This is a genomic window from Anaerostipes rhamnosivorans (assembly GCF_005280655.1).
In the GTDB taxonomy this organism is placed as follows: domain Bacteria; phylum Bacillota; class Clostridia; order Lachnospirales; family Lachnospiraceae; genus Anaerostipes; species Anaerostipes rhamnosivorans.
This window is the reverse complement of record NZ_CP040058.1, coordinates 2,617,520-2,641,887: the sequence shown is the minus strand read 5'-3', so window position 1 is coordinate 2,641,887 and position 24,368 is coordinate 2,617,520. Positions and strand designations below refer to the sequence as shown.

General features: G+C 44.2%; 22 protein-coding genes and 1 riboswitch. Of the genes, 18 read left to right on the top strand and 4 right to left on the bottom strand.

Annotation, left to right across the window (positions count from 1 at the left end):
• Positions 1-16: 16 nt before the first annotated feature.
• From ftsZ to AR1Y2_RS13060, 8 genes are all read left to right on the top strand, one after another.
• Complete coding sequence (ftsZ, locus tag AR1Y2_RS13095) at positions 17-1,156, top strand: cell division protein FtsZ (RefSeq protein WP_137330276.1); 1,140 nt, start codon at positions 17-19, stop codon at positions 1,154-1,156.
• A gap of 127 nt (positions 1,157-1,283) precedes the next feature.
• On the top strand, positions 1,284-2,078 hold the full coding sequence (locus AR1Y2_RS13090; RefSeq protein WP_137329359.1) for a sigma-E processing peptidase SpoIIGA: 795 nt from the start codon (positions 1,284-1,286) through the stop codon (positions 2,076-2,078).
• Positions 2,079-2,082: 4 nt separating this feature from the next.
• Positions 2,083-2,814 (top strand): RNA polymerase sporulation sigma factor SigE, encoded by a 732-nt coding sequence (gene sigE / locus AR1Y2_RS13085; protein WP_137329358.1) that lies wholly within the window; start codon positions 2,083-2,085, stop codon positions 2,812-2,814.
• Between the two features lie 389 nt (positions 2,815-3,203).
• On the top strand, positions 3,204-4,622 hold the full coding sequence (locus AR1Y2_RS13080) for a GH25 family lysozyme (protein ID WP_137329357.1): 1,419 nt from the start codon (positions 3,204-3,206) through the stop codon (positions 4,620-4,622).
• A 158-nt stretch (positions 4,623-4,780) separates the two neighbouring features.
• Complete coding sequence (locus tag AR1Y2_RS13075) at positions 4,781-6,169, top strand: GH25 family lysozyme (protein ID WP_137329356.1); 1,389 nt, start codon at positions 4,781-4,783, stop codon at positions 6,167-6,169.
• 81 nt (positions 6,170-6,250) lie between these two features.
• Complete coding sequence (locus tag AR1Y2_RS13070; protein ID WP_137329355.1) at positions 6,251-6,610, top strand: methylglyoxal synthase; 360 nt, start codon at positions 6,251-6,253, stop codon at positions 6,608-6,610.
• A gap of 88 nt (positions 6,611-6,698) precedes the next feature.
• Positions 6,699-6,778, top strand: a riboswitch (ZMP/ZTP riboswitch).
• Positions 6,779-6,941: 163 nt separating this feature from the next.
• Positions 6,942-7,655: an IMP cyclohydrolase gene (locus AR1Y2_RS13065; protein ID WP_137329354.1), complete on the top strand. Its 714-nt coding sequence runs from the start codon at positions 6,942-6,944 to the stop codon at positions 7,653-7,655.
• A 9-nt stretch (positions 7,656-7,664) separates the two neighbouring features.
• On the top strand, positions 7,665-8,843 hold the full coding sequence (locus AR1Y2_RS13060; RefSeq protein WP_137329353.1) for a phosphoribosylaminoimidazolecarboxamide formyltransferase: 1,179 nt from the start codon (positions 7,665-7,667) through the stop codon (positions 8,841-8,843).
• 41 nt (positions 8,844-8,884) lie between these two features.
• Here the strand turns inward: AR1Y2_RS13060 and AR1Y2_RS13055 are convergent, their stop codons facing one another.
• The 3 genes from AR1Y2_RS13055 to AR1Y2_RS13045 form a co-directional block, all read right to left on the bottom strand.
• Positions 8,885-9,619, bottom strand: a complete 735-nt coding sequence (locus tag AR1Y2_RS13055) for a MerR family transcriptional regulator (RefSeq protein WP_137329352.1) — start codon at positions 9,617-9,619, stop codon at positions 8,885-8,887.
• 190 nt (positions 9,620-9,809) lie between these two features.
• Positions 9,810-10,559: a TIGR03915 family putative DNA repair protein gene (locus AR1Y2_RS13050; RefSeq protein WP_137329351.1), complete on the bottom strand. Its 750-nt coding sequence runs from the start codon at positions 10,557-10,559 to the stop codon at positions 9,810-9,812.
• A gap of 130 nt (positions 10,560-10,689) precedes the next feature.
• On the bottom strand, positions 10,690-12,162 hold the full coding sequence (locus AR1Y2_RS13045; RefSeq protein ID WP_137329350.1) for a putative DNA modification/repair radical SAM protein: 1,473 nt from the start codon (positions 12,160-12,162) through the stop codon (positions 10,690-10,692).
• A gap of 168 nt (positions 12,163-12,330) precedes the next feature.
• On the opposite strand from AR1Y2_RS13045, the gene AR1Y2_RS13040 reads away from it, so the two are divergent.
• From AR1Y2_RS13040 to AR1Y2_RS13020, 5 genes are all read left to right on the top strand, one after another.
• Positions 12,331-13,245, top strand: a complete 915-nt coding sequence (locus tag AR1Y2_RS13040; protein WP_243118751.1) for a DMT family transporter — start codon at positions 12,331-12,333, stop codon at positions 13,243-13,245.
• A gap of 79 nt (positions 13,246-13,324) precedes the next feature.
• A complete protein-coding gene (locus AR1Y2_RS13035; protein WP_137329349.1) occupies positions 13,325-16,225 on the top strand; it encodes an insulinase family protein in 2,901 nt (966 codons plus the stop codon).
• An 11-nt stretch (positions 16,226-16,236) separates the two neighbouring features.
• The gene (era, locus tag AR1Y2_RS13030) at positions 16,237-17,142 is read left to right on the top strand and encodes a GTPase Era (protein WP_137329348.1); all 906 of its coding nucleotides are present in this window, start codon (positions 16,237-16,239) and stop codon (positions 17,140-17,142) included.
• A 2-nt stretch (positions 17,143-17,144) separates the two neighbouring features.
• Positions 17,145-17,885, top strand: a complete 741-nt coding sequence (recO, locus tag AR1Y2_RS13025) for a DNA repair protein RecO (RefSeq protein ID WP_137329347.1) — start codon at positions 17,145-17,147, stop codon at positions 17,883-17,885.
• Positions 17,886-17,975: 90 nt separating this feature from the next.
• A complete protein-coding gene (locus AR1Y2_RS13020) occupies positions 17,976-19,367 on the top strand; it encodes a glycine--tRNA ligase (RefSeq protein ID WP_137329346.1) in 1,392 nt (463 codons plus the stop codon).
• A gap of 169 nt (positions 19,368-19,536) precedes the next feature.
• Here the strand turns inward: AR1Y2_RS13020 and AR1Y2_RS13015 are convergent, their stop codons facing one another.
• Positions 19,537-20,064 (bottom strand): GNAT family N-acetyltransferase, encoded by a 528-nt coding sequence (locus AR1Y2_RS13015; RefSeq protein ID WP_137329345.1) that lies wholly within the window; start codon positions 20,062-20,064, stop codon positions 19,537-19,539.
• A gap of 196 nt (positions 20,065-20,260) precedes the next feature.
• Here AR1Y2_RS13015 and AR1Y2_RS13010 point away from each other — a divergent pair, with 196 nt between their 5' ends.
• The 5 genes from AR1Y2_RS13010 to AR1Y2_RS12990 all read left to right on the top strand — a co-directional run bounded on the left by AR1Y2_RS13010 (position 20,261) and on the right by AR1Y2_RS12990 (position 24,355).
• Positions 20,261-20,704: a hypothetical protein gene (locus AR1Y2_RS13010; protein WP_137329344.1), complete on the top strand. Its 444-nt coding sequence runs from the start codon at positions 20,261-20,263 to the stop codon at positions 20,702-20,704.
• A 287-nt stretch (positions 20,705-20,991) separates the two neighbouring features.
• Positions 20,992-21,672, top strand: a complete 681-nt coding sequence (locus tag AR1Y2_RS13005) for a class II aldolase/adducin family protein (RefSeq protein WP_137329343.1) — start codon at positions 20,992-20,994, stop codon at positions 21,670-21,672.
• Positions 21,672-22,742, top strand: coding sequence for a zinc-binding dehydrogenase (locus AR1Y2_RS18335; protein WP_243118750.1), 1,071 nt, complete (start codon positions 21,672-21,674; stop codon positions 22,740-22,742). The genes AR1Y2_RS13005 and AR1Y2_RS18335 overlap by 1 nt, the downstream gene beginning before the upstream one ends.
• Entirely contained in the window at positions 22,727-23,023 is a 297-nt protein-coding gene (locus tag AR1Y2_RS12995) for a PTS sugar transporter subunit IIB (RefSeq protein ID WP_137329342.1), read from the top strand. Before AR1Y2_RS18335 ends, AR1Y2_RS12995 begins: the two co-directional genes overlap by 16 nt.
• A 60-nt stretch (positions 23,024-23,083) precedes the next feature.
• Positions 23,084-24,355, top strand: coding sequence for a PTS transporter subunit IIC (locus tag AR1Y2_RS12990; RefSeq protein ID WP_137329341.1), 1,272 nt, complete (start codon positions 23,084-23,086; stop codon positions 24,353-24,355).
• Positions 24,356-24,368 lie beyond the last annotated feature (13 nt).

The window sequence follows — 24,368 nt, the reverse complement described above, 5'->3', positions numbered from 1 at the left end:
CATCGTGGTCGAGATTATGCCTAATGTAGAAAGCACACAAGCCAGAATTTTAGTCATTGGGGTCGGAGGAGCCGGCAACAATGCAGTCAACCGCATGGTTGATGAGAATATACAGGGAGTGGAACTTGTAGGGATCAATACGGACAGGCAGGCTCTGTCTTTATGTAAATGCTCTACAAAGATCCAGATCGGAGAAAAGCTGACCAAAGGTCTCGGTGCAGGTGCAAAACCTGAGATCGGAGAAGCAGCCGTTGAGGAGAACAGGGATGAGATCACCCAGCTGGTACAGGGCGCTGACATGGTGTTCGTAACCTGTGGTATGGGAGGCGGAACAGGGACTGGCGCAGCCCCGGTGATCGCTGAGATTTCAAAATCACTTGGCATTCTGACAGTAGGTGTTGTCACAAAACCGTTTACCTTTGAAGGCAAGCCCCGCATGAACAATGCCATAGCAGGGGTGGCCCGTCTTCAGGATCAGGTGGACACGATGATCGTGATCCCCAATGACAAGCTGCTTCAGATCTGTGAGAAGAAGACAACCATTCCGGATGCCCTGAAGAAAGCAGATGAAGTTCTTCAGCAGGGTGTACAGGGAATTACAGATATGATCTACAATCCTGGACTGATCAACGTGGATTTTGCAGATATCCAGACAGTTATGCGCGACAAGGGTATCGCGCACATCGGCATGGGTGTCGCGGACGAGGAATTGGAGGCTATCAAGGCAGCTATGGAAAGTCCGCTTCTGGAGACAACTGTTTCCGGAGCTACCGACATCATCGTCAACTTCTCAGGAGATGTAGGAATGCTGGAAGCACAGCAGGCAGTCGAGTACTTAAAGGATACGGCAGGACAGGAAGTCAATGTGATCTTCGGTACGGTTAACTCTGATATGGGAGACCAGATCAGCGCTACCATCGTTGCCACAGGGATTCAGTCTGAGACCGCATCCAGAGGGACAGGCTTTAAAAAGAAAAGTATTACACCTCCGCCTGTTTTTTCAGGACAGCCGATCTATAGCAGTCAGCCGAAAAGTGAGCCGGCCGAAAGTACAGAATCTACATACAGCAGCAAGGAACACGAGAATGCCAGTGTAGAGGACCATGATTCTAAGATTGTGATTCCAGAGTTTCTGTTAAAGAGCAGAAGAAAATAAAATACAACATGGGACAAGCCCGTATTCAGCCGAAAGGCAGGAATACGGGCTTTTTTTGTAGAATTTACGTAGCTGGCACTTCTCTTTTTTGACAAAGTACGTGCGCTTCTTTTTTTATAATAAGCTTATGTTTTTTTTGATGATGTTTTTGGAACAGTGGCTGGTTCTTCTGGGACTGCTGCTTATTTTAAGAAGTTCGCTGAAATCCTCCAGTTCGATTGTAAGGATCCTGACCGCATCGGCCGCAGGAAGCGGACTTGGGTGTCTGACTGTGTGGGCAGCTGGGGGAAACCAGGCCGTAATGCTTGGATTTCTTGCCGCAAGCATAGCAGCCACATCGTGGCTGGCGTTTCCGCTTTCCCTTAGGAAAAGTCTTATTTGTTCCGGATATTTGTTTGCGCTGTCAGCTTTGCTGGGAGGAATATGGAGCTTTATCAAATACCGTCTGTCCATCCACATCTGGATTTTCGGTTGTTTTGCCGCATTTCTCCTTCTGGCCTTTTTATACTGTGCAGTCTGGGAAAATATCCGGGAACAGAAGGATTCCTTATATCAAGTATCATTTGAACTGCTTGGAAAGACGGTCAGGGTAACCGCTTACCTGGACACAGGAAATTTTCTTTATGAGCCCATAGAGAAACTCCCGGTTTCTGTCATAGAAGAACAGGCACTGAATCCATATTTGGATGAGTCATTAACCATTTTAATAGAAAAACATAAGCTAAAAGATATAAGAATGATTCCATACAGGTCCGTAGGGAAAGAGGGCGGCCTGATGATGGGAGTTCTTGTAACTAATATGAGAATCAAGAATAGCAGCCAGACATGGATAGTGCAAAGGGGACTGATAGGACTGTCAGAGCAGCCGCTTTCCCGAAACGGTCATTATCAGCTTTTGCTTCATCCGGATCTGGTCAGGTAAGGTAATGGGAGGTTGTACAGTGCTGAAACTTAATGTGACATGTCAAAAGAGGACATTTTTAGCGAAAGGAAAAGAGATTCATTACATCGGAGGTGCAGAGATACTGCCGGCTCCTCTGGAGGCAAAGGAAGAGGAAAAAATGATTCATATGCTCGGAACGGCGGAGGAACCGGAAGCCAGGGCAAAACTGATTGAGAGGAATCTGCGGCTTGTTGTGTACATAGCAAAAAAATTTGACAATACGGGAATTGGGGTGGAGGATTTGATCTCCATTGGGACCATTGGGCTGATAAAAGCGATCAATACATTTAACCCAGCGAAAAAGATCAAACTTGCCACCTATGCTTCCAGATGTATCGAGAATGAAATTCTGATGTATTTAAGAAGGAACAACAAGACAAAAATGGAAGTGTCCATCGATGAGCCTCTGAACGTAGATTGGGATGGAAATGAACTGCTTTTGTCAGATATCCTCGGAACGGATGAGGATATCATCTACAGGGATCTGGAACACGAGGTGGACCGGAAGCTCTTGCTGAATGCAATGAAGATCCTCTCTGACCGGGAAAGAAAGATCATTGAGTTGAGATTTGGCATCAATCAGAAAGATGGAGAAGAAAAAACGCAGAAGGAGGTTGCGGATCTAATGGGAATCTCTCAATCCTATATTTCAAGATTAGAGAAAAAAATCATCAAGAGATTAAAGAGAGAGATGTCCAGGATGGGTTGTGTTTAAAAAGAAATTAGAGAGGTGTGCTGCATTATTATACTTTATATGCAGCACACTTTTTTCATTACCATAGGAAAGTTCTTCGAACCTCCCTATGGAACAAAAAAGCCCTACGGGCATTATGCACACAAATGCGTGAGGAAATTATTTGACCACGTCAAATCGCATTTAGCGCCCAAAGTTGTCAAGCCCCTCAAAGAGTGAGGGGCTGGGGAGATGAAGTGGGCTTGCCCACTTTGTTCTTCCTGGGAAGGTTTTCAAGATCTCTCGATGAATTAAAAATACCTTATGGAGGGTCCCGCCCACATTGGCTTGGGAAATTTTTCTTCTCTTTTATCTTTGGAAAATCATGAGAAAAATGATATACTACACAAAGAGATAAAAGGAGGAGGAAAATGAGATTAAAAGGGATAAAAAGTAAGATTGCAGTATTATCTTCAGTGTTAGTGCTGGCCGCCGGAGTTTGGACAGTAAGCAGTGTTCCGATTATGGCGGAAACAAAAAGCGCGGAAGAAAATGATCCGGCCAACAGCTGGAGATATAAAGATGGAAAGCCCATAAAGCAGCAGGAAGAAATAGGGCCTTCTGTAAACAGCAGAGGCGCAAGGGCAGTATCGAATGCTTGGAAAAATGTAAATGGAGTGTTTTTGAATTCTTTGGGCGATCCGATTCCTAACGCAACAGCCAAAGGGATTGACGTGAGCAAATGGGATGGAAAGATTGACTGGAACAAAGTCAAAGCAGACGGGATTGACTATGCGATCCTAAGAGTGGGATACGGCGAGAATCTTAAAAGCCAGGATGATCCTACATGGGCATATAATTCTTCTGAATGTGAGAGAATCGGCATGCCTTATGGTGTTTATATTTATTCCTATGCGACAAACACTACAAAAGCAAAAAGTGAAGCAGAACACGTGATACGCCTGATCAAAGGGAAGAAGCTTTCTTATCCAATCTATTATGACATGGAGGATGAGAAGTACCAGGGAGGATTGTCCAATAAAAAACTGTCGGATATCGCAGATACCTTCATAAAAACATTGAACAATGCAGGCTATAAAAATGTAGGCGTCTATGCCAATAAATATTGGTTTTCCTCACTTTTAACAAGCAGTGTGTTTGATAAAAATCCTAGATGGGTGGCACAGTATAATTACCGCTGTGATTATAAAGGAGATTATCACATGTGGCAAAGTACCTCTACCGGTACGGTCAGTGGTATTGGTACAAATGTAGATTTAAACTTTAAGATTGGATCCTGGAACGTAAACGCTTATCATACAGCAGCGGTTTCTTCTGTGAAGTTGAATAAGACAAGTCTGGGTCTCAAAAATGGATCTTCCTATACACTGAAAAAGTCCATTTCACCGTCCAATGCAGGAAATAAAAATGTGACATGGAGCAGCTCGAATAAGAAAGTTGCAGTGGTTTCTTCTAGCGGAAAGGTTACTGCCAAAGGAGTTGGAAAAGCAACCATTACAGCGAAGTCATCTAACGGAAAGAAGGCAGCGTGCAAAGTCACTGTCCGGCCTAAGACCAATAAAATTAAAAAGCTCAAGAAATTCGGAAAGAAAAGCATCAAGATTACATGGTCAAAAGTGAGCGGGACGACAAAATACCAAATCTATATGTCTAAAAAGAAATCTTCTGGTTTTAAACGGATTAAGACTGCTTCCTCAAAATCCGCCAGCTATACAAAAAAGAGCCTGAAAAGAGGCAGGCGTTATTATTTCAAAGTCCGTTCATACAAAACGGTAGGGAAAACAAAGTATTACAGCAGTTTTAGTTCTGTCAAATCATTAAAACGTTAAAATAAGGAAGAATACAATGCAATAGAGAAAGAAGATCCTATAGGGGATCTTTTTTCTGTTTCATGAATGAATTCATGTGAGATATAATAGATATAGCCATTCCATTATCCATATGGTATAATAATCCTACAAATGTAAGATTATTGAAAGGAGAAGACATGGCAAATCTTAAGATAAAGGTATGTAATAGGTTTTTTGCCGTTTTCATGGCAGTGGGGATGGGGCTGGCGCCTGCCGCTCAGACAGTGTATGGCAGCCAGCAGAATGTACAGCAGGAAAAGAAAGAAAGCGGGAAAGAAGACAGCTGGCGTTATAAGGATGGAAAGCCCATTTACTCAACTGAGGGGCAGATGGCTAGCAGATCTGCCAGGGGTTACAGCAATGCCTGGAATAAAGTCAACGGGATGTTTGTAAATGATCTTGGCAGCCCGATTCCAGGTGCATGGGCAAAAGGAATTGATGTCAGCCACCATCAGAAAAAGATTGACTGGGAGAAAGTGAAGGCATCCGGTATTGACTTTGTTATTCTCCGGTGTGGCTATGGGATGAATCAACCAGAGCAAGATGATGATCAATGGCTTCGAAACGTATCGGAATGTGAACGGCTGAATATACCATATGGAGTTTATCTCTATTCCTATGCAGACACAGTAGAAAAAGCAAAAAGCGAAGCTGACCATGTGATCCGATTGATACAGGACAGGAAACTTTCCTATCCTATTTATTACGATCTGGAAGAAAACGATATATATAAACTTTCAAACTCCAAAGTGGCACAGATAGCAGGCGCTTTTGCAGACAGATTAAAGGCAAACGGCTATACGAATGTCGGAATCTATGCTAATAAAGAATGGTTTGAGAAGAAACTGACAGATAAGTTATTCCAAAAGTACCCCAGATGGATTGCACAGTACAATAGTGTCTGTAGTTATTCTGGAAGTTACATTATGTGGCAGAGCACCGACAAAGGAAATGTTCCGGGAATCAACGGATATGTAGATCTGAATTTTTTGATCAAAAGCATTCCGGCAAAGAGCTTTAAACTGAGTAAGAAGTCGCTGTCGCTGAAAAGGGGTTCCTCTTATACGCTGAAAAGTTACACAGAGCCAAAAAACGCATTTCCAACCGTCAGGTGGTCCAGCTCCAATTCATCGGTGGCGTCCATCAGTTCTGCAGGTAAAGTGACAGCAAAAAAAGTCGGCACAGCAGTGATTACGGGAACAAGTGGAAGTGGCAAAAAAGTATCCTGTAAAATCACAGTGATTCCAAAATCCAATAAGATCAAAAAACTAAAAAAGAGCGGGTCAAAGGGGATCAAAATAACATGGTCAAAGGTCTCTGGTGTGACAAAGTACCAGATTTATATGTCCAAGAAAAAATCATCTGGGTATAAGCGGATCGCGACAGTGTCAGTGAAAAAATCATCTTATACAAAAGGTAAATTAACAAAGAAAAAGCGGTATTATTTTAAGGTCAGATCCTATCAGACAGTCAGGAAAAAGAAAATATATAGTCAGTTTTCTTCTGTAAAGTCTCTGAAACGCTGATCTAAAGATATTCCTCTTGAAAAAATAGCGCCTATAGTGTAGATTGGCTTTACAGTCAATAAACATCAGGAGGATAAAATTATGATAATTGCATTGATTGCACATGATAAGAAAAAAGATGAGATGGTGGAATTTGCAAAAAAGAATAAAGAGACTTTAGCAAAGTATAACTTAGTTGCAACTGGTACTACCGGAAAAAGAGTGGAGGAAGCCACCGGCCTTCCTGTAAAGCGATATCTGTCAGGACCTTATGGCGGTGACCAGCAGTTAGGCGGCAGGATTGCAGAAGGAAAGATTGGACTGGTTGTGTTCTTCCGGGACCCATTGACAGCGCAGCCTCATGAGCCGGATGTTTCAGCGCTGCTTCGTGTCTGTGATGTACACAACGTACCGGCAGTTACAAATACTGCTGCCGCAGAACTGATGATACAGATGTTTTAGTTTTAGATGAAGATTATCCGCGGATTACAGGCTTTACGGTTTCTGAAAATTAACTTGAAAAATGGCGGATCATAGTGTATATTTATTTTGAAAGCTGTGCGACTGGCGGATAGTGGAGAAACCACGGGGAGCACGGTAGTAGACATGTCGGCCGCCTGGGCAACTTTTATTTAGTATGCCCAGGCGGCTGTTTTATTCTATAGGATAGTTTTCCCTATGGAATAAAACAGCCCTGCGGGCGTTATGAACACAAATGCGTGAGGAATCATTTGACTACGTCAAATCGCATTTGGTACGCAAAGTAAACAAGCCAAAAGGAGGATGTAAGACAATGAAGATGTTGTCATTGGAAGACGAGTTAAAAGGGAATTCATATCCTGGCAGAGGGATTGTGATTGGAAAATCACCCAACGGAACTTATGCAGTAACTGCATACTTTATCATGGGAAGAAGTGAGAACAGCAGAAACCGTGTGTTTATTGAGGACGGAAAAGGAATCCGAACCCAGGCATTTGATCCATCCAAGTTGAGCGACCCAAGTCTTATCATCTATGCCCCGGTGAAGGTGCTTGGGAATAAGACGATTGTGACTAACGGAGATCAGACAGATACGATCTATGAGCTTATGGATAAACAGCAGACGTTTGAACAGGCACTTCGCACAAGAGAGTTTGAGCCGGATGCTCCGAATTATACTCCGCGTATTTCAGGTATCATGCACGTGGAAAATGGAACTTACAATTATGCCATGTCCATTTTAAAAAGCAATAACGGCAATCCGAATGCATGCAACCGCTATACATTTGCTTACGAAAATCCAGTAAACGGGGAAGGCCATTTCATCCATACCTATATGCAGGATGGGGATCCGCTCCCAAGCTTTGAAGGAGAACCGAAGTTAGTTGGTGTGGAGGATGACATCGAGACATTTACAGGCCGTATTTGGGACAGCCTGAATGAGGATAATAAAGTGTCACTGTTTGTAAGGTATATCAATATCGAAACAGGAGAATATGAAACAAGGATCGTGAACAAGAATCAATAGGAGGAAACCATGAAGGAATTAGAATTAAAATACGGATGCAATCCAAACCAGAAACCGTCAAGGATCTACATGGAAGATGGAGAACTGCCGATCAAAGTGTTAAGTGGAAAGCCAGGATACATTAATTTCCTTGATGCATTAAATGGCTGGCAGCTGGTGAAGGAACTGAAGAAAGCAACCGGACTTCCGGCAGCGGCTTCCTTTAAACATGTCTCACCGGCAGGTGCGGCAGTAGGACTTCCCATGTCAGATGTAGAAAAGAAAATCTATTGGGTGGATGATATGGATATGGAATTTACCCCTCCCGCCAATGCTTACGCCAGGGCAAGAGGAGCAGACAGGATGTCTTCTTTCGGAGATTTTATTTCACTTTCTGATGTGTGTGACGCAGCCACAGCAAAGATTATCAAAAGAGAAGTTTCCGACGGAGTGATCGCTCCAGGATATGAGCCGGAAGCGCTTGAGATCTTAAACGAAAAGAAAAAAGGGAACTACAATGTGATCGAGATTGATCCGGATTATGTGCCTGCTCCGATCGAACGCAAAGAAGTGTTTGGCATCACTTTTGAACAGGGAAGGAATGAGCTGAACATCGACAAAGATTTCTTTAACGATATTGTCACAGAAAATAAGGAAATTCCTGACTCCGCAAAAATCGACCTGGCCATTGCCATGATCACATTGAAGTATACACAGTCTAACTCTGTCTGCTATGCAAAGGATGGACAGGCCATCGGTATCGGTGCCGGACAGCAGTCCAGGATCCATTGTACACGCCTGGCAGGACAGAAGGCGGATAACTGGTATCTGCGCCAGGCACCGAAAGTTATGGGACTGCAGTTCGTTGACGGTATCCGCAGAGCGGACCGTGACAATGCCATTGATTTGTATATCGGAGATGATTATATGGATGTTCTGGCTGACGGAGAGTGGGAAAACATCTTTAAAGTGAAGCCAGAAGTATTTACGAGAGAAGAAAAACGAGAATGGCTTTCGCAGCTGACAGGAGTCGCTCTTGGATCTGATGCGTTTTTCCCATTTGGGGATAACATTGAGAGGGCTCACAAGAGTGGTGTCTCTTATGTGGCTGAGCCGGGCGGTTCTATCCGTGATGACCATGTTATTGAAACATGCAACAAATACAATATGGCTATGTGTTTTACAGGAATCCGTTTATTCCATCACTAAATCATAAAGGGAGAGAAATCATTATGATTTCTCTCCCTTGCCTATGAATGGGACTGGCAGTAAATGCGGATCGCGTCTGAAACAAACTGGGCAGTGCCCTGTCCTCCAGCGCGGTCAATGGACTCCTTCATCCTGTCATCACCGGTGTACATAGTACCGAGAGAGGCGAGGATATCGTCGGTACAAGTATAATACTGGTCTGTGATCGACTGCTTTAAGGCTTCAACTTGCTTTTTTACAGTTTCAGATGCCGGATCTTCGGCTTTCAGACGGCCGAATTCCACAAAGTTTGCCATAAACTTTGTATTCATGAACTTTAGGTCCTCCTCTGTATAGTCCTGGGTCTTTTGTTCGTATTCCTGGAAAGCTTCTGTTTGGCCCCAACTCTTTTTTGCCTCGGCTTTATAGTTTTCCAGTGTCTGTTTGTCAAATGCCTGATAATTCAATGGCTCCACTCCTAACTTCTGTATTCCAAGAGCAAAATCAATCAGATGTTCCAGACGATCCTTTTTCAGCATTAATAGTTCAATCTGCTGGTCCAGCGCTTTTTGCCGGTCAAAGTCCGGACGGTCTAAAATCTGTCTGATGTCTTTTAGAGAGAACTCAAGCTCACGGAACAGTAAAATATGCTGAAGACGTTCTAACGCCTGAGCTCCATACAGACGGTAGCCAGCCTCTGAGATTCGGTCAGGACATAAGAGTCCGATCTCGTCATAATAGTGGAGGGTGCGCACACTGACACCGGTTAATCTGCTTACTTCTCTTACTGTTTTCATCTTGGTCTCCTCCTGGTAAGATAAGAATAGCCCATAACGCCACGTGAGAGTCAAGAGTTTTTCTCCATTATCTCCAGTCGGCTCTGGAAAGGCCTCCTTCCGACAATGGGGAAAAACTTATACCCACAGGGCACACCGCATTTTATACCCTTCGGGTGGGCGTGCTCCGCACGATAAAGTATCCCTTGGATCACTGAAACTCGGTCATGTGTTTTCGGTACCAGAGCGGCATCATGGTTCTCTGGCAGCGGGGATTTTTTCTTGCCTCCACTCCGATGGTTTCAAAGAAAGCCTTCCAAAGGTCCGTATAGATATCGGAGCGCTCGGACTCTTTTAAGCGGCTCAGTTCATTCTCTGACAGTATTGTCATGTAATAGTCCTGGTCAGATGGATGGATTACAGCGGTTTTTCTGTTGTCATCGATGATCATCCAGTTCTCGGAGGGCATGCGGTCCGTAAATTGGGGAGCCAGGATGGTGAGGACATCGCATTTGGGCTCGATATGAGCGATAAGGACCTTGTCCACTTCTGAAAACCGGAGGAATTCCCGGAATAGATGAGCTTCATTGGACACCTTCCGGTCAAGCTCAAACAGATTCATCACGGCCGGCTCCTGAAGCATATGGACCACAGAGGGGCCGTAGTGAAAGCCATAGATTAGGAAACGGTAGATTATATCCAGCTTTTCTTCCTCAAATGACATGGCGGCCCGGTATACCATATGATAGGCGTGAAAAGAAATCTTTTTTTGGATGGATCGGATGACACTTGCGGTTTTGTCAGCATCATGTTCTACATGACGGTAATCACAGAACAGTTCCAGATTCCCTATAGGTTCTGTTTTGAGACGGACGTTATTATGGCCTAAGCGGGCGGCCCAGGCAGTATAGATACAGGACATCATATCCTCAAATGTGTTGTTGCAGGTAAAGATGGTCATAAATTCTTCTCCATTATCTCCAGCCGGCTCTGGAAAGGCCTCCTTCCAACAATGGAGAAAAACTTTCGCAGAGTGAAACCTTATGTTGGAACGGGTGTTTCCCGGGCAGATATCATAACTGTTCTTAGCATTATATCTGTCCGCTCAGTGATTTGCAGGAGTCCTCGGCTGAAGGGGATGTTGTAAAATTCTTATCGTCAAAGAGGGACAGCTGTTCGTAGGTCTGGGGATGGTCAATCTCCCAGGACTTCTTGGAGTCTTCACCGATCAGCTGCCGGGTGATGAAATTCTCTTCTATGGGGATGTTATACATCATTTTTCCATTGCAGGTGATAAAGTATTTTGCGCGTTTCAGGACGACGCCGATCTTTTTAAGGTTCTCAAATGTGAGAGAGCGCTGCCTCCGGCTCTTCACAATGCGGTAGGCGGACTTGGTGCCGATGCCGGGAACCCTCAGCAGATCTGCGTAGCTGGCCCGGTTGATCTCTACGGGGAAAAGTTCCAGATGACGCAGAGCCCAGTCGCACTTGGGGTCCAGCATAATATTAAAATTGGGCCGGTCGGTGCTCAGGAGTTCTTCTGCGTGGAAACCGTAGAATCTCAAAAGCCAATCCGCCTGATACAGCCGATGTTCTCTGAGCAGCGGCGGTGCAGTATCCAGAGCGGGAAGGCGGGAGTCTTCGTTGAGGGGGACATAAGCTGAGAAGAAAACACGTTTCAGGTCAAACTTCTGGTACATCTGCTGGGTGACGGTCAGAAGCTGCAGATCGTTCTCTGCGGTGGCGCCTACGATCATCTGGGTACTTTGTCCGGCGGGAACAAACGGTGCCGGCTTTCCCTTAGCAGGCGGACGGAAGGAGTCAGAAGCCAGCAGCTTGTGTTCTTCAATACGGCTGGCCGGGACATCATCAAAGATCGTGTGCTTTAAGTTCCGGTTACCACCGAAACGCTCCATCTGCGCATCCTTCCCGATGGACAGCCGGTGGTCTACAATGCCGGAGCGGATCTGTTCCATGGGCCTTAGGATCGTCTTCTGTGTCTTGTGGGGGGCCAGATCCTTAAGTCCTTCCGGCGTGGGCAGCTCCAGATTGATGCTGACCCGGTCTGCCAGATATCCGATGCTTGAAAGAAGTTCCTCGGGAGCGCCGGGGATGGCTTTCACATGGATGTAGCCGTTGAAACGGTACTGGTTCCTCAGCATGGAAAGGGTCCGGCACATAAGCTCCATCGTATAGGCGGGGCTTTTTACTACACCGGAGCTTAAGAACAGTCCCTCGATATAATTCCGTCGGTAGAACTCGATGACCAAATGGCAGACTTCCTCCGGAGTGAATGTGGTGCGGACCCGGTCATTGCCTGCACGGTTCAGGCAGTACTTGCAGTCATAGATGCACTCATTGCTCTGAAGTATTTTTAACAGGGAGACACAGCGGCCGTCAGAGGCAAAGCTGTGGCAGATGCCTGCGGCCACGCCGTTTCCCAGTTTTCCTTTTTCGCCCCGGCGGTCTACGCCGCTGGAGGTGCAGGCCACGTCATATTTGGCCGCGTCTGCAAGAATTGTTAATTTCTCCTGTAATGACAGGGAAGGACTTATAGTTTCCATAACCCACCTCACAATATCGAATGTTTGTTCTTTTATTCTAGCACAGTGCCATGGAGAAAGCAAGCAAAATAAGAACAGAAGTTCGAACGAAAAGAAGTTGCGGCAGTGCATTGGTAAATGGTATGATAATAGTCAACGGCAATACAATTTAGAAGGTTGAGGGTTAGTATGGATCAAAAAACAAAAATGAAGTTCGGCAAGGCAGCATTGTTTGGTTCTGCACTGATATGGGGCAGTTCCTTTTTTATTATGAAAAATACCATTGCCAATATACCAGAAAACTTTCTGCTTGCCACTAGATTTTTAGTGGGGGCATTGTTACTGTGTATTTTTTTCCATAAGAGGCTGGGGAACATAAATAAAAGTTATTTGAAAATCGGATTTGTACTGGGAAGTTTCTGGTTTTGGGCTTATTGGTTTCAGACAGAAGGGCTGTATCACACAACACCCGGGAAAAATGCATTTTTAACAGCTATCTACTGTGTGATTGTGCCTTTTGTGGCATGGGCCTGGCAGAAAAAAAGGCCCACAAAACAAAACTTTCTGGCGGCATTGATCTGTATCACCGGTATCGGGCTGATATCTCTCAATGGCAGTTTAAGCATTGGAATAGGTGACGCGCTGACCTTAGCGGGCGGCCTTTTGTTTTCTCTCCATATCGCTTATCTGGGAATGAAGAGTGGGGAAAAAGATCCTGTGCTGCTTACAATCGTACAGTTTTTATTTGCGGGGCTGTGGGGAGCAGTGCTGTCCTTGTTTACTGAGGATCTCAGTGCCATCCACTGGACTTTTGGGCAGGCGGGAAGCCTGGCCTATCTGGTCATCATGTGTACGGCTGTGGCAGTAACCTTTCAGAGCGTGGGACAGAGCCATGTGAATTCTTCCTCCGCTTCCCTGATCCTGAGTCTGGAGTCTGTATTCGGGGTGCTTTTCAGCGTGATTTTTTACGGAGAAAAGGCCACGTTAAAGATTTTGGCCGGTTTTGCGCTGGTGATGGCCGCAATTTTGCTCTCAGAGACAGATTTCGGCAGGAAGTCCAGACGAAAAAAAGTTATAAATAAGAAAACGGCAAATGTGGTATAATTTATCTTGAACGCCGATAAAATTTCCATCCGTGCATACGGTGGATCAAAATATAAAAAAGGAGCGAATTTCAAAGGCTATGATAAAGAATTATGAGTTGGTAAAAGAAGAACAGATCAAAGAGCTGAATGGAACAGGCTATGTATACCGCCACAAAAAGACGGGGGCCAGAGTGGTAGTGATCTCCAATGAGGACGATAACAAGGTATTCCAGATTGGATTTAAGACACCGCCAAAGGATGATACCGGGGTTCCGCATATTATGGAGCACTCCGTGCTCTGCGGGTCCAGAGAATTTCCTTTAAAAGATCCGTTTGTGGAGCTGGTGAAAGGATCCCTGAACACATTTTTGAATGCCATGACGTATCCGGATAAGACGGTATATCCGGTGGCAAGCTGTAACGATAAAGATTTTTTCAACCTGATGCACGTCTATCTGGATGCGGTCTTTTATCCGAACATTTATACAAAACCGGAGATCTTAAAGCAGGAAGGGTGGCATTATTCTCTTGAGTCAGAAGATGCGCCTGTAACCTACAACGGTGTTGTATATAATGAGATGAAGGGTGTATTTTCTTCCCCGGACCAGCAGCTTGCGCGTCTCATCCAGAAGTCACTGCTTTCTGACACTCCGTATGGATTTGAGTCAGGAGGAGATCCGGAAGCGATCCCTGAGCTCAGCTATGAGCAGTTCCTGGATTTTCACAGAACCTACTACCATCCTTCCAACAGCTATATCTATCTGTATGGGGATATGGACCCAGAGGAATATCTGGAGTTTATCGATGAGCATTATCTTTCTGACTTTGATAAAAAGCAGGTAGACACCTCATGGGAGCCCCAAAAAGCTTTCAGCGAAGTGAAACGTGTGGAGGAAGTGTATCCGGTCAGTGAACAGGATGGGACGGAGAATAAAACGTTCCTTTCTTATAATGCAGTCATAGGCACAAGTCTTGACAAAGAGCTGTATATTGCTTTTCAGATTCTTGACCGGGCGTTGTTTTCCATGCAGGGAGCACCTGTAAAAAAGGCTTTGATGGAAGCAGGAATCGCAAAGGATATCAGCAGTTCTTACGACAACGGTATTGAGCAGCCTGTCTTTTCTGTGGTAGCCCAGGAGGCAGATGAGAAAAAAGAAGAGGAATTTGTGCGCATCATCGAGGAGATGCTTCAAAAAATCTCTGAGGAAGGAATACAGAGACGCAGTCTGGAGGCGGCGCTGAATTATTATGAATTCCAATACAAGGAGGCCAACTTCGGGAGATTTCCAAAGGGACTCATGTATGGGCTTCAGATGTACGACAGCTGGCTCTACGACGATGATGAGCCGTTTATGCATGTAAAGACCAACGAGGTGTTTGCATTTTTAAGAGAGCAGCTGGACGGAAGCTATTTCACCGACTTGATCAAAACCTATCTGTTGTCAAATACACATAAATCCATCGTTGTGCTGAAACCGGAAAAGGGACTTCAGACCAGGAAGGACCAAAAGACAGCAGAGCAGCTCAGGGAATTCAAGGAGAGCCTGTTAGAAGAAGAACTCAGGCAGCTGGTAAAATCAACTAAAGAATTGAAAGAATATCAGGAGGCAGCGACTCCGAAAGAGGATCTGGAGAAAATACCGCTTCTGGATATTAAAGATATTAAGAAGGAAATCCGCCCTCTGTGCAACGAAGAAGTACTGGTGGATGGAGTCAAGATCATCTGGCACCCATACTTTACCAACCAGATCTGCTATCTGAAGATGGTATTTGATATGTCCAGGGTTCCAGCCAGACTGGTACCTTATGTGTCTCTCATGTCAGAAGTGTTCAGAAGCGTAGATACCAAAAAACACAGTTATTTTGAGCTGGGCAATGAGATCGGCATTGAGACAGGAGGCATGGTGACAACCATGGATGTTCTTCCTGACGGTACTGATGGGGTGAAAAGCTATTTTGTCATCAGGACAAAGTGCTTCTACGAAAATGCTGATAAAGCCTTTGAGCTGATGGAGGAGATCCTGTTTGACAGTAAACTGGACGACAAAAAACGTCTCAAGGAGATCATCGGGCAGATCTACACCAATATGAAGACCGATCTTGCTCAGGCAGGACACAAAACAGCTTCCAACCGGGCTATGTCCTATTTTTCTCCTTATGCAAGGTATAAAGAGCAGATCCAGGGTGTTTCCATGTTTGAATTTGTGAAAGACTGGTACGAATCCTTTGAACAGGAGAGCGATAAGATCGCAGATAACATGAAAGAAGCATGCAGATATATTTTCCGAAAGGAAAATCTTATGGTCAGTTATACTGGAAAAGAGAAAAAGCCGTCTTTCATGGAAGATGCTATGCATCAGTTTACAGGGCGTATGTTTACAGAAGACCTTCCGGAAGAAGAGACAAAGATTCTGCCGGAGAACATGGAGGAGGGATTCGCCACGGCAGGAGGAGTACAGTATGTAGCCTGTGCAGGAAACTTTGCCACAAAGGGTTATGAGTATACGGGAGCGCTCAATGTGTTACAGGTCATCTTTTCCTATGAGTATCTCTGGCTTAATATCCGGGTCAAAGGAGGAGCTTACGGCTGTATGTGCAGCTTTATGCCTCAGGGAGACAGTATGTTTGTCTCCTACAGAGACCCAAATCTCTTAGAGACCTATCAGGTGTTTGAGAATGCGGCGGATTTTGTAGAGCATTTTGATATTGATGACCGTGACATGGTGAAATATATCATCGGAACCATCAGCAACATGGATACTCCGCTGGAACCGGATGATCTGGGAGAGAGAAGCTTCCAGGCATATCTGCTGGGAAGGACAGAAGCAGAGCTTCAGAAGTACCGGGACCAGGTGCTTTCCTGTGATCAGGAAACGATTCGTTCTCTGGCGCCGTATGTGCGCTGTGTGGTGGATGCAGGAAATAACTGCACCATCGGAAATGAAGACAAACTAGAAGAAGCAAAGGATAAATTTAAGGAAATCAGACACGTATTTTAGGAAGGAAGTTTATGGACGCAGGAATGAAATCAGGATTTGTAACATTGATCGGCAGGCCGAATGTGGGCAAATCTACGCTGATGAATCAGCTGATCGGACAGAAGATCGCGATCACCTCTAAAAAGCCGCAGACAACAAGAAACAGAATCCAGACAGTTTTTACGGACGAGCGGGGGCAGATCGTCTTTTTAGACACACCAGGGATCAACAAAGCAAAAAATAAGCTCGGCGACTATATGCTCAAAGTCGCTGAGCGCACACTCAACGAAGTGGATCTTATTTTATGGCTGGTGGAGCCTACTACTTTTATTGGGGGTGGAGAGCGGTATATCATCGAACAGCTTGGCAAGGTCAAGACACCGGTCATCCTTGTCATTAACAAGACAGATACAGTTAAAGATGAGGAAATACTGAAGGCGATCACCACATACAAAGACGTGTGTGAATTTGTGGAAGTCATCCCGGTCTCTGCACTAAAGGGAAAGAATACGGACGATGTTATTGACTGTATTTTCAAATATCTTCCGGAAGGCCCCATGTTTTTTGACGAGGACACGGTCACGGACCAGCCCGAAAGACAGATCTGTGCGGAGCTCATCAGAGAAAAGGCACTGCGTCTGCTGGACCAGGAAATCCCCCACGGGATCGCGGTGATCATTGATTCTATGAAAGAGCGCCGGCACGGACATATCATAGACATTGACGCTACCATCGTATGCGAGAGGGATTCCCACAAAGGCATCATCATCGGGAAGCAGGGCAGCATGTTAAAGAAAATCGGATCTCAGGCCCGGATCGAAATGGAAAACCTGCTGGATATTAAAGTGAATCTGCAGCTGTGGGTGAAGGTAAAAAAGGACTGGCGAGACAGCGATATGCTTCTTAAAAACTACGGGTACAATAAGAAAGAAGTTTAAACATGGGACAGGAAATCAAAGTAACCGGCCTGGTATTAAATGCCGGGAATATCGGAGAATTTGATAAAAGGGTCACACTTCTCACAAAAGAGAGAGGAAGGATCACCGCCTTTGCAAGAGGGGCAAAAAAGGCAACAAGTCCTTATGCTGCAGCCTGTCAGCCGTTTACGTTTGGAGAATTTTCTCTGTATGAGGGCAGAAGCTCCTTTAATCTCATGTGGGCAGACGTGGGGCATTACTTTGAGGGGATCAAGGAGGATCTTCTACTGATCTCCTATGGCAGTTATTTTTGTGAGTTTGTTTCTTATCTCACAAGGGAAAATAACGATGAGATGGATATTTTAAAGCTGCTGTACCAAAGCCTGCGGGCCTTGGAGAAGAAAACCATCGGACCCGAATTGATCCGCAGGGTATTTGAGATCAAAATCATGGCTCTGTATGGGCAGGGCATGGAGGTTTTCTGCTGTACCCAGTGTGGCAGCACAGAAGACCTTGAATATTTTGACAGCAGCGCAGGCGGGATGGTATGTTCAAATTGCCAAAAGGCCGGGGGACGGGCGGTACATATTTCCGGATCTACGGTATATACCATTCAGTTTATTTTAAGCAGTGCCCTGGAAAAGCTGTATACATTTAAGGTTTCCAAAGAAGTGCAGAAGGAACTTGAGATAGTCTGCGATTCTTTTCTAAACCAATATGTCAGCCACCATTTTAAGTCGTTGGATTTTTTGGAGCTGCTTTGACTTTTTTTGCTTATCTCTTGAAAAAAGAGGGGTTACACGCTACAATAGAACAGATTATAGGAAATGAAAAAACGGTGAGGTAGAAACAATATGGAATTAACAATGGAGAAAATCGTAAATTTAGCAAAAGCCAGAGGTTTTGTGTACAGCGGATCTGAGATTTACGGCGGATTGGCAAATACATGGGATTACGGAAATCTGGGCGTGGAGCTTAAGAACAATGTCAAAAAGGCATGGTGGAAGAAATTCATCCAGGAGAGCCCGTACAATGTAGGTGTTGACTGTGCGATCCTGATGAATCCGCAGACTTGGGTTGCCTCCGGGCATCTGGGCGGATTTTCTGACCCTCTGATGGACTGTAAAGAGTGTCATGAACGGTTCCGCGCAGATAAGATCATCGAAGACTACATGGATGAACACGGCATGGAGATCGAAGGCGGTTCCGTGGACGGATGGACAAAAGAAGAGATGGTAGATTTTATCAATGACCATAATATTGTCTGCCCATCCTGCGGTAAGAAGAATTTTACGGATATCCGCGAGTTCAACCTGATGTTTAAGACCTTCCAGGGTGTCACTGAGGATGCGAAAAATACAGTTTATCTGCGTCCGGAGACAGCACAGGGTATTTTCGTCAATTTTAAAAATGTACAGAGAACATCCAGAAAGAAAATTCCGTTCGGTATCGGACAGGTAGGAAAGTCTTTCAGAAATGAAATCACTCCTGGAAACTTTACGTTCCGTACAAGAGAATTTGAGCAGATGGAACTGGAATTTTTCTGTGAGCCAGATACTGACCTTGAGTGGTTTGCCTATTGGAAAGATTTCTGTATTAACTGGCTGAAAACTTTGGGGATCACAGATGACCAGATGAGAGTCCGTGACCATGGAAAAGAAGAACTTTCCTTCTACTCCAAGGCTACTTCTGATATTGAATTTTTATTCCCGTTTGGATGGGGAGAGCTGTGGGGTATCGCTGACCGTACAGATTATGACCTGACACAGCATCAAAATACCTCAGGGGAAGATCTGACATACTTTGATGACGAGAAGAAAGAACGTTATATTCCTTACGTAATTGAACCGTCTCTGGGAGCAGACCGTGTAACGTTAGCGTTCTTATGTGCTGCTTATGACGAAGAAGAGCTGGAAGGCGGAGATAAGAGAACGGTACTCCGTTTTCATCCGGCCATTGCACCGGTAAAGATCGGCGTGCTTCCGCTGTCTAAGAAATTAGGCGAGGGTGCAGGTAAGGTCTACGAGATGCTTGCCAAATATTACAACTGTGAGTATGATGAGCGGGGAAATATCGGAAAACGTTATAGAAGACAGGATGAGATCGGAACACCGTTCTGTGTGACCTATGACTTTGATTCTGAGGAAGATGGGGCAGTGACCGTCAGAGACCGTGACACTATGGAACAGGAAAGAATCAAGATCGAAGATTTAAAAGACTATTTTGAAAAGAAATTTGAATATTAAGATTAAAAACCGACCAGGTCAATCATCTGGCCGGTTTTTTATTCCATAGGAAAGTTCTTCGAACCTCCCTATGGAATAAAAAAGCCCTGTGGGCAGTATGCACACAAATGCGTAAGGAATCTATTTGACTACGTCAAATCGCATTTGGTGCTCAAAGTTGTCAAGCCCCTCAAAGAGTGATGGGTTGGGGAGATGAGGTGGCTTGCCCACTTTGTTCAGATTTCTGATATGCAAGTCTCTCACTGCCGTTTTCCAAATAGATGATACCGCAATAGGTAAATCCATTTCTTTTAAGTAGATTCTGCATCACGTGATTATCTCTATGGGTGTCGATCCGCAGATTTCCGCATTCTTCAAAAGCCCAAGCCAGGCAGAAGGATGCGGATCCTTTCTTTTTCCCGCTGGAAGCAATCCGGTGAATCACACCGTAAGGATCCAGGTTCAGCCAATTTCCCTGATAAATATGTCCATAGGTGGGATCTTCCCCGGCTTTGTAAAAAAATACTGCAAGGATTTTTCCGTTTTCCATGCAGACATAGCTGTTTCCTGATTTTATATCACCGCATATGACTGCTTCCTGGGGATGTGTCTCTCCCCATTGGTCAGGATTCCCATGGTCCTTCATGAACGCTCTGGCATTAGAATAGATCTTCAGAATCTCACTGAGCTGTCCGATCTCAGCTTTTCGTATTTCCATATGTTTTCCCTCTTTTGTTATATTTTATGAGTGATAATATACAATGACTGGCTGCATAAATCAATAAAAATATTTTTTATCTGTTCAGAAAAAGGAAACGATCATAGTATCCTAAGAAAATTGTAATAATTTATGCATTTTTTTATCATACTTTTCTGGTATACTTAATTTATTCGGTAACAAGAAGGGAGAAATTATGAGAAAGATTGTTTTTAATAAAAAGTTTTTGGCAGCAGTGGGAATCGTACTGGCTGTGGGAGGGTGTTTTTTTGTAAAAGGAAAGATGAATACAAAGGCTGCGGATGACAGCATTTTTGTTCAAAATATGAGTGTTCAATTCAAACAGTGCGAAGGAACTTCCAAAGAAATACTGGAAGAAGATATTGATGAAAATATTTCAGAGGAGATCATGGCTCTGGAGGAAAAAGGCCATACCTATGAGATCGGTGAGGAATTAACTGCCCAGAACGGTTATTTCATACCAGTGATAAAACAGATAGAGGATGAGACAGCCTATGAGGCCATCGGCGGCTTTACCGTCAAGAAGAAAAATTATGTGGTAAAGGTAAAATCAGACCAGAAGATCACAGAGAGTGATGTGGAGACTGCACTGGAGGCAGTAAAGGAGCAGTTGAATTAGAGAATTAAAGAATATTGTTCATATATTGGCGGAGAGAAGTTAAAACTTCTCTCTGTTTTTTTATGTAAAAACCAGAGAACTTCCTGAGAAACCGAAAACTTCTTTGAATAAAATATATATTTCATTTCTTTGGTCAGGAAAAGTTTTATATCTATCTGTAAACTTTATTTCCGGTCGTGGGGAAAAAACTTGTATTGAGGGCTGCCAGAGCCGAGGATATACTAAAACCATAGAATTCATGAATTCCAATGGAACAATAAAACTGACATTAAAGGAGAATAAGTGCCATGGGAAGCAGCGCCAATGAGATTAAGAAACAAATAGTTTATTATGCAAAACTTATGGACGAAAAAGGGCTTGTCAATACACTGGAAGGAAACTTATCAATCTTAGACCGTGAAACAGAAGAATTATATATCACGCCGTCAGGCATAAGAAAAAGGCAGCTGAATGAAGACATGATAGCAGTGTTGAGAGACGGGGAACAAATTGGAGGAAGTGCGAAGAGATCCAGCGAGTACCTGCTGCACGAAGCTGCACTGAAGGCCAGACCTGACTGCTGTGCAGCGGCACACATTCATGCGCCGTATATGACAGCATATGCATACTGCGGAAAAGATATAAAATTAAAATGTTCTACAACATTTGCACTAAAGATGGGGGAGATCCCATGCCTTCCATATGGCGAACCTGGAACTTCCAGCATTGCACATGGGATAGAAGAAGTCATCAAAGACCACGACTTGATTCTTTTGGGGAATCATGGATGTATTGCTGTCGGGAATACGCTGGAAGATGCAGTAAAGATTGTGGAGGCTGCGGAAGAAGTTTTAAAAATTTATCATTTGACGGAGAGTATAGGGAAAGTGAAAGATATACCGGAGTGCCAGTTAAAGAAACTGATGGAGCGGAGGTCAAAAATACAGATGATTGGAAAAGAAACGAATGACAGAAAAGGAGGGATGTAATGATGAAGGCCGCACTGATGTATGGACCAAATGATATCCGGATAGAAGAAATGAAACGGCCGGCTTGTCCGGAGGGAGGATTTGTTTTAAAAGTATGTGCCATCGGATTATGTGGATCCGATATCAGAAATTTAACTACTGATTCAAAAAAAGGGCGGTATCCGCATGTTTTTGGGCATGAGATGGTAGGAATGATTGATGAGATTTCAGAAACAACAAAGAACTACAAAGTTGGAGACAGGGTTTATGTTCATCCTGGAAATCATTGTTTGGAATGTGAGGAATGCCGGAGCGGACATAGTGAGAACTGTGTGAACCATGAATCCTATACGGACAGGCAGGGTGGTTTTGCAGAGTTTGCGCCGGTAACCAAAGCACAGGCAGAGAAGGACTCTGTTTATAAGATTCCGGAAGATGTAAGCTTTGAGAGAGCTTCTCTTGGAGAACCGTTATCCTCCGTTTATGCCTGCCAGGAAAATATTCAAGTTGGATTCGGGGATACAGTTGTGATTATTGGTGCAGGACCGATCGGATGTTTTCATTCCAGGCTGGCAAAGCTGAGAGGTGCAAAAAAAGTTATCATGATCGAGATCAATGATCAGCGGCTGGAAATGACAAAGCAGTTTGGGGTGGACCATACGATTAACAGTACGAAGACTGACCCGGTTAAAGAAGTTAAAGAGTTGACAAATGGAAAAGGTGCTGACAAAGTGATTTCCGCGAATCCTTCAACACAGGCTCAGGCACAATCCATATTTATGGCAAGAAAAGGCGGAATTGTTGTGTTTTTCGGAGGAGTAGCAAAGGGAGCCATGACAGAGCTGGATACAAATTATATTCATTATCATAATTTATGGATTTACGGTCATTATGGAGCAAACAGCATGCAGGTCCAGAGAGCATTTGAACTGGCAATCTCTGATGAATTTGGAGCAGATCAATTTATTACTCATGTGCTTCCGCTGAGTATGATCAAAGAAGCCATTGAGTTGACAAGGACAGGAGAGGCCATCAAGGTGGTACTGTTTCCAAACAAAGAAAAGGAGGAGAGTACATGTCAAAACAATTGACCATTTTAGTAGCATGCGGCAGCGGTGTTGCCACATCCACTGTCGCACAGGAGGCAGTAAAGAAGATTTGCAGGGAGGCCGGCATACCAGCAAAAATAGTAAAAAGTACGATGACAGAAATTCCGTCCAAACAAAATGATGTAGATGTCATTATGGTGACGACAAATTACCGTAGGCCTGTAACAAAACCATTAATAAAAGTGTTTGGTTTAATCTCGGGGATCGGGGAGGACAGAATCAGAGAAGAGATTGTGAATACGTGCAAAGGATTATTGGATTAGGAGAGAACTTCTGAGCCATATAAATATTAGCTGTGCAAAAGAGAAAAGAAAGGAGTTTCTATGGATACCTTGTTAATGATCAGCCAAAAAATAATAAATATGGGCGCGGTTTCCCTGCTTCCGTTTATGATCCTGATTTTAGGATTAATTTTCCGAATGAAATTTGGAGCGGCATTAAAATCAGGTATGTTTGTAGGAATTGGGTTTCAGGGACTTAAGCTTGTTGTCTCATTACTCATTACAACCATACAGCCGGTCATCGACCATTATCAGTCATTGGGAAAAGGTTTCACAACAATTGATATGGGGTTTGCGGCAACTGGAGCTGCCTCCTGGACAGTACCGTTTGCGCCTGTGGCGGTCCCTTTGATCGTGTTGGCAAATTTTATCCTGATTTTTGTCTTTAAAAGAAAAGTCCTCAATGTAGATATTTGGAACTATATTCATTTGTTAATTCCGGGAGCACTTGCGTATGCCCTGTTTGGCAACATCATTCTTGGAGTGGCCGTCACGGTGGGGCTGTCAGTTGTCACAGTCTTAGTATCTGAACTGATTGCACCTAAGTGGCAGGAATATTTCGGTCTGGAAGGTACGACTTGTACAACATTTTCCTTTATCGTGTGGACTTATCCGGTCTCCTGGCTGATGAATAAGATTATTGATAAAATTCCCGGCCTTAAGGATATTGATATCGATATGGAACATCTGGAAGACAAACTAGGCATCTTTGGAGAACCATGTTTTGTTGGATTTCTCGTAGGAGTTTTTCTTGGAGTCATGACAAAGCAGCCGGTTGAAACCATGCTAGTGCTTGGCATGGGAATTGCCAGTGTATTGATTCTAATACCAAGAATGGTCTCCATCATGATGGAAGGAATCACCCCGATTGGGAATGCAGCAAATAAATTTATGAAAAAACATCTTGGAGAGGATTCACAGCTCTTTATCGGGATGGATATCGCGCTTGGACTTGGAGATCCTGCCTGCGTCACTTGCACAGCGATCTGCATACCAATCACCATCGCAACCGCATTTTTAATACCGGGAATGACTTATTTTCCAATCGGAATGTTGGCTTCTGTCTGTTACTTAACCGTATTTTGTGTTATGGCAAGTAACGGGAAACTGTTGCGGAGCCTAATTTGCTGCGTGGTTCTCATCTTCCTGAAATCTTTTCTGGCAAATCTATTCGTGCCGGAGGCCACTGCTTTCTTCAGTGTCACCGGATTGGATCTAGGGGGAAAGATGGCAACCGACGGTTTCTTCGGATATAATCTTGGAACAACGGTTATCTGTCTGCTGCATCGGCTGGCTGGTCTTTTCGTAGGATAAGAAAGCAATAGAA